The sequence below is a fragment of the Streptomyces spongiae genome (assembly GCF_009377185.1).
In the GTDB taxonomy this organism is placed as follows: Bacteria; Actinomycetota; Actinomycetes; order Streptomycetales; family Streptomycetaceae; genus Streptomyces; species Streptomyces spongiae.
On the sequence record NZ_VJZC01000719.1, the window covers coordinates 1 to 4,510 of the forward strand.

The 4,510-nt window shown below is 71.8% G+C and carries 5 protein-coding genes and 1 pseudogene; 4 read left to right on the forward strand and 2 right to left on the reverse strand.

The annotated features are described in order from the left end of the window. The first annotated feature begins 120 nt into the window (after positions 1 to 120). Both FNH08_RS45260 and FNH08_RS45265 read left to right on the forward strand, forming a co-directional pair. Positions 121 to 432, forward strand: a complete 312-nt coding sequence (locus FNH08_RS45260; protein WP_228034773.1) for a hypothetical protein — start codon at positions 121 to 123, stop codon at positions 430 to 432. Positions 433 to 489: 57 nt separating this feature from the next. Beyond that, complete coding sequence (locus FNH08_RS45265) at positions 490 to 1,551, forward strand: Rieske 2Fe-2S domain-containing protein (protein WP_228034774.1); 1,062 nt, start codon at positions 490 to 492, stop codon at positions 1,549 to 1,551. Here FNH08_RS45265 and FNH08_RS45270 read toward each other — a convergent pair. Next, the gene (locus tag FNH08_RS45270; protein WP_152777395.1) at positions 1,511 to 2,350 is read right to left on the reverse strand and encodes an SDR family NAD(P)-dependent oxidoreductase; all 840 of its coding nucleotides are present in this window, start codon (positions 2,348 to 2,350) and stop codon (positions 1,511 to 1,513) included. The genes FNH08_RS45265 and FNH08_RS45270 overlap by 41 nt on opposite strands. A 19-nt stretch (positions 2,351 to 2,369) precedes the next feature. Next, positions 2,370 to 3,284, reverse strand: a complete 915-nt coding sequence (locus FNH08_RS45275) for an SDR family oxidoreductase (RefSeq protein ID WP_152777397.1) — start codon at positions 3,282 to 3,284, stop codon at positions 2,370 to 2,372. A 153-nt stretch (positions 3,285 to 3,437) separates the two neighbouring features. Between FNH08_RS45275 and FNH08_RS45280 the strand changes: the two genes are divergently transcribed. Beyond that, positions 3,438 to 3,581 carry a hypothetical protein gene (locus FNH08_RS45280; protein ID WP_194238845.1) on the forward strand — a complete coding sequence of 48 codons (144 nt, stop codon included), beginning with the start codon at positions 3,438 to 3,440 and terminating at the stop codon, positions 3,579 to 3,581. A gap of 218 nt (positions 3,582 to 3,799) precedes the next feature. Next, a pseudogene (locus FNH08_RS45285) lies at positions 3,800 to 4,489 on the forward strand (PP2C family protein-serine/threonine phosphatase); the annotation flags it as partial. Positions 4,490 to 4,510: the final 21 nt, after the last annotated feature.

A 4,510-nucleotide genomic window follows, 5' to 3' on the forward strand; every position in this document is an offset into this window, starting at 1 on the left:
CCCACCCCCACCGCGTGCCCATGCGCCACCCCTACGCCGTGGATATCGTGGACAAGAAGGAAAAACGCCACAACTCATCGCCGACGAGTTCCTGGTCGGGCGATGGAACGGATGGCAACCATGACCGCAACGACCACCACCCAGGAGGCTCGCACTGTCCGGCCCGGTGCCTCGGCCGTGGATACGCCGTCGGCCAGCGCGGCGGCCGAACAGGCTGTCGCCCGCCACGCCGTCACGCTCGACGTGCTCGGCACGCGTCTCGAACTTCCCCCTCCGGAGCAGCTCGCCTTTCTCGGCGGCGTCGCTGTAATGGCCGCCCTGGACATCCTTGAATGGCCTGTTGCGTTGGTCCTGGCAGTCGGACACCAGCTCGCCCACAGCCATCACGGCAAGGTGCTCCGCGAGTTCGGCGAAGCTCTGGAAGAGGCCTGAGGCCTGCGCGAGGCATGAGGGCCCTGGAAGACAGAGCAAGGTCGTTAGCATCGGGGCATGCGCTTTCGCCGTAGCCATGACAAGCTGCTCGACCTGCCTCGCGATCCGCGAGCCGACCAGTACCCGATGCCCTCCGTGCCGTACGGCTGGTACGCCGTGCTCCGCAGTTCCGAGCTGCGGCCGGGCCGGGTCGTCAGCCTGCACTACTTCGGACGTGCCCTCATCGCCTTCCGCGGAGCGGACGGCCGGCCCGCCGTACGGGACGCGCACTGCCCGCACTACGGCGCGCACCTGGGAGCCGGCGGGAAGGTCGTGGACGGCACCGTGGAATGCCCGTTCCACGGATGGCGCTTCGGTGCGGACGGGCGGTGCGTGGAGGCACCGTTCGCCGTCCGCACCCCCAAGGTGTCCCTCGGCGGCTTCCCGGTCCGTGAGCACAGCGGGCTCGTCTTCGTCCACGCCGGGCCGGGTGAGCCGTCGTGGGAGGTACCGGCCATCCCGGAGACCGAGTCCAGGGACTTCACCACGCCCATCGACGACACGTGCCGCGCGCGCATCCACATTCAGGAGATGCGCGAGAACATCGTGGACGAGTCACACTTCCACTTCATCCACGGTCAGAGCGAGCCCCCCGTCCAGGACCTGCGGACGGACGGTCCCTTCGCCGAGGTCCGCGGCCGGATCCGCCGACGCGTGTTCGGCTGGGACATCGACAACACCTTCGACGCCTTCATGTACGGGCCGGGCGTCATGGTGGTCCGCGCCCACGGCCCCGTCCTCTCGGTGACCGCCGTCGCCCTCACCACACCCGTCGACGACCGTACGAGCGAGATGCGGATGCTGTACTACGTCCGCAAACCGTCCCGCCTGCCGTTCCTGGCGCCCGCGCTCAAGCTCGTCTTCCGCGCGGAAGCCCTGGACGAGGTGCGCGAGGAGGTCCGGATCTGGGATCACAAGATCCACCAGCCTCGCCCCGTCCTGCTTCCGCACGAGAAGGGCATCAAGGCCCTGCGCCGCTGGTACGCCCAGTTCTACCCGGACGGCGCTCCGTCCCGGGGTCCGTCCGAAGCCGGGAACGTCACGGAACTGCCCGGATCGCCTGCTGGAACGCCGTGTTGACCGCCAGGAGGCCGCCATCCACGCACAGCGTCGTCCCCGTGATCCAGGCCGCGTCCCGTGAGGCGAGGAACGCGACCGCCGCCGCGATGTCCTCCGGCTCGCCGACCCGCCCCAGCGGGTACACGCGGGCCACGGAGTCGAGGTCGTCGTCGCGGCCCTCCCACGCCGAGGTGCGGACCGTGCCCGGCGCCACCAGGTTGACGCGGACCCCGCGCGGCGCCGCATGCCCGGCGAGGGTACGGGTCAGCGACATCAGCCCGGCCTTCGCGGCGCTGTAGGCGTGGTTGCCGAAGTCCTGGATGCCGTTCACGGAACCGATGGTGACGATCGCACCGCGCCCCGAGGCCACCAGATGCGGGAGCGCCGCGCGGCAGCAGCGGTACGCACCGGTCAGCGTGAGGTCGAGGTCGCGCGCCCACGCCTCGTCGGGCTCGTCCTCGAAGAGCGGGACGTCGGGTGTGCAGCAGGCCGCACTGTTGACCAGCACGTCGAGCGAGCCGAAGGCGTCCACGGCGTACGCGACGGCCGCCTCCACGGACGTCCGGTCGCCGACGTCGCACCCGTACGCCTCGGCCGCCAGCCCTCGCTCGCGCAGTTCCGCGGCCGTCTTCTCCGCCGCGTCCAGATCCACGTCGGTGACGAGCACACGGGCGCCCTCCTCGCCCAGCCGCCGGGCGGTGGCCGCGCCGATGCCGCGGGCCGCGCCCGTGATGAAGGCCCCGTACCCCTCGAAGCGCTTCGTGGGGCTGTAGGGATGCGTCTGGTGCGTCTCGTGCCTTTTCGGATGCGTCGCATTCATGCGGCAGAACGTAGTGTTCTCAGCGGTATCCCGTCGCGTCCGCCGGCTTCTCCGCGTCCTGGACCTCGACGAGGTAACGCCAGGCGTCGGGCCGGCTGCCGTCGAGATCGGTGAACCCGTACTCCTGGGCGAGGCCGCCGCTGGAGAGGGACCGGCCGTTCCAGCGGGCGACCTCGGGGTCGGCGGCCAGGGCGGCGACGGCCCGGCCGACGTAACGCGGGGTCTCGGAGATGCAGAAGTGCGGCACCCGCTCCAGGGCGTCCCGCCAGGTGTCCTCGGTGACGCCGAAGGTCTCCAGCATGATCTCCGAGCGGAGCCAGCCGGGGGTGAGGGCCACGGCGGTGGCGCCGCGTGGGCCCAGTTCGTGGCCCAGAGAGAACCCCATGCGCAGGACGGACGACTTGGCGAGGTCGTAGAAGAAGGAGACCCGGTAGTTGTCGCGGTTGTAGTCGGCGGTGCCGTCGGTCATCTCGACCACCAGACCGCCGGGCCGGCGCAGCAGCAGGGGCAGGGCGTGGTGGCTGGTGATCGCGTGCGTCTCGACGGCCAGCCGCAGCAGCCGCAGGCCCTTGTCGAGGTCGTGCTCCCAGACCGGGGCGTCCCAGTCGAAGAGCAGTTCGCCGCCCCAGATGTCGTTGACGAGGACGTCCAACCGGCCCTGCTCGTCGGCGATACGGTCCACGAGCGCACGGACGGCGTCCGGGTCGAGGTGGTCGGTGGGTACGGCGATACCGTGGCCGCCCGCCGCGGTGACGAGGTCGGCGGTGTCCTCGATGGTCTCCGGTCGCTCGTACTCCGAGCGCCGTTCCCGCGTGGTGCGGCCGGTGACGTACACGGTGGCGCCGGCGGCCCCCAGTTCCACGGCGACCCCGCGCCCCGCCCCGCGCGTCGCCCCCGCGACCAGTGCGACCTTGCCCTCAAGCGGACCTGTCATTGCCGAACCTCCTGTGCGTGAACTGCCACCCTGACGGACACCGGCTCCGGAACCGGCGTCTCGTCCAGGGTGTCCTGGAAGCCGGACACCTTCTGTCGGGTTTCCCGACGCGATCGGGTGGCAGGATGCGGACCGATGAGACCGATGGGACAAATGAGCGAGAGCGTGGGCTGTGCCCAGTGCGGTGGAACGGTCGCCCCGGACGGGCACTGCTGGGACTGCGGTGCCGCCCAGCCGGCGTTCCGGGCGCATGTCGAGATCACGGTGGACGGCGGTGCGGCCGGGGTCAGCGGCTAGGGCCCTTCTGATGGATCTCCGTGGAGGAAGGAGCGGCGTCCGATGCGTGCGCTGGGGGTCCCCCCCGGCCGAAGGCTGGGGGAGTGCGGTGTGAAAGGTCATGTGGCGGAGCCACCTGTCCCTTCGCGCCGTGCGGCGAGGGTGCGTGCCGGGCGTCGTGACGCCGCGGAGATCCATCAGAAGGGCCCTAGGGCCTTCGGCGGGGCGTCAACGCGGACGCGATCGCGCTGGGCACGACCGGGGCGTGGACGGTCGGGGTCGTCTGTGACGGGGTGTCCATGTCGCCCAGGGCCGAGCGGGCGGCACGGGTGGCGGCCGACGTGGGGCTCAACCACCTTGTCGCCCAGCTGGGTTCGGGAGTGCTGCCGGAGGTCGCGCTCGTCGGGTCCGCGGTGCGTGCGCACCGGGCGGTCGCGGCTCTCGTGGGGCCTGCCGGTGCCGCCGCGGACCACCACGACCCCGCGTCCACCGTCGCTCCGGCCTGTACGTACGTCGCAGGCGTCGCCGGACCGGAGGGTGTCTGGAGCGCCGCCGTCGGGGACAGCCGCGCCTACTGGCTGCCGGACGAGGGGCCCGGCACGGCACTCACCGAGGACGACACGGGTGACCTCGACGCCCTGACGGCATGGCTGGGCGCCGACGCCGACGAGCCGGTGCCCGATGTCCGGAGCTACCGGCCGCGGTACTCCGGCCGGCTGCTGCTGTGCACGGACGGGCTGTGGCGGTACCTGCCGGACACGGAGGGGCTGAGCGCGGTGGTGCGGCGTGCCGGGGCCGGGACCGGCGGCGGTGGTGGTGGTCCGGCGGTCGAGGCGCGGGCACTCGTCGGGTACGCCCTGGAGGCCGGCGGGCACGACAACGCCACCGCGCTGCTGCTGCCGGTCGTGTCGAGCGTGCCGCCCGGGTGAGATGGAGGGTGGCACCGGGGC

Bases quoted from the DNA above. Each gene is read 5' to 3' on its own strand.
- FNH08_RS45260 (WP_228034773.1), top strand. From the start codon at position 121: ATGACCGCAACGACCACCACCCAGGAGGCTCGCACTGTCCGGCCCGGT.
- FNH08_RS45265 (WP_228034774.1), top strand. From the start codon at position 490: ATGCGCTTTCGCCGTAGCCATGACAAGCTGCTCGACCTGCCTCGCGAT.
- FNH08_RS45270 (WP_152777395.1), bottom strand. From the start codon at position 2,350: ATGAATGCGACGCATCCGAAAAGGCACGAGACGCACCAGACGCATCCC.
- FNH08_RS45275 (WP_152777397.1), bottom strand. From the start codon at position 3,284: ATGACAGGTCCGCTTGAGGGCAAGGTCGCACTGGTCGCGGGGGCGACG.
- FNH08_RS45280 (WP_194238845.1), top strand. From the start codon at position 3,438: ATGAGCGAGAGCGTGGGCTGTGCCCAGTGCGGTGGAACGGTCGCCCCG.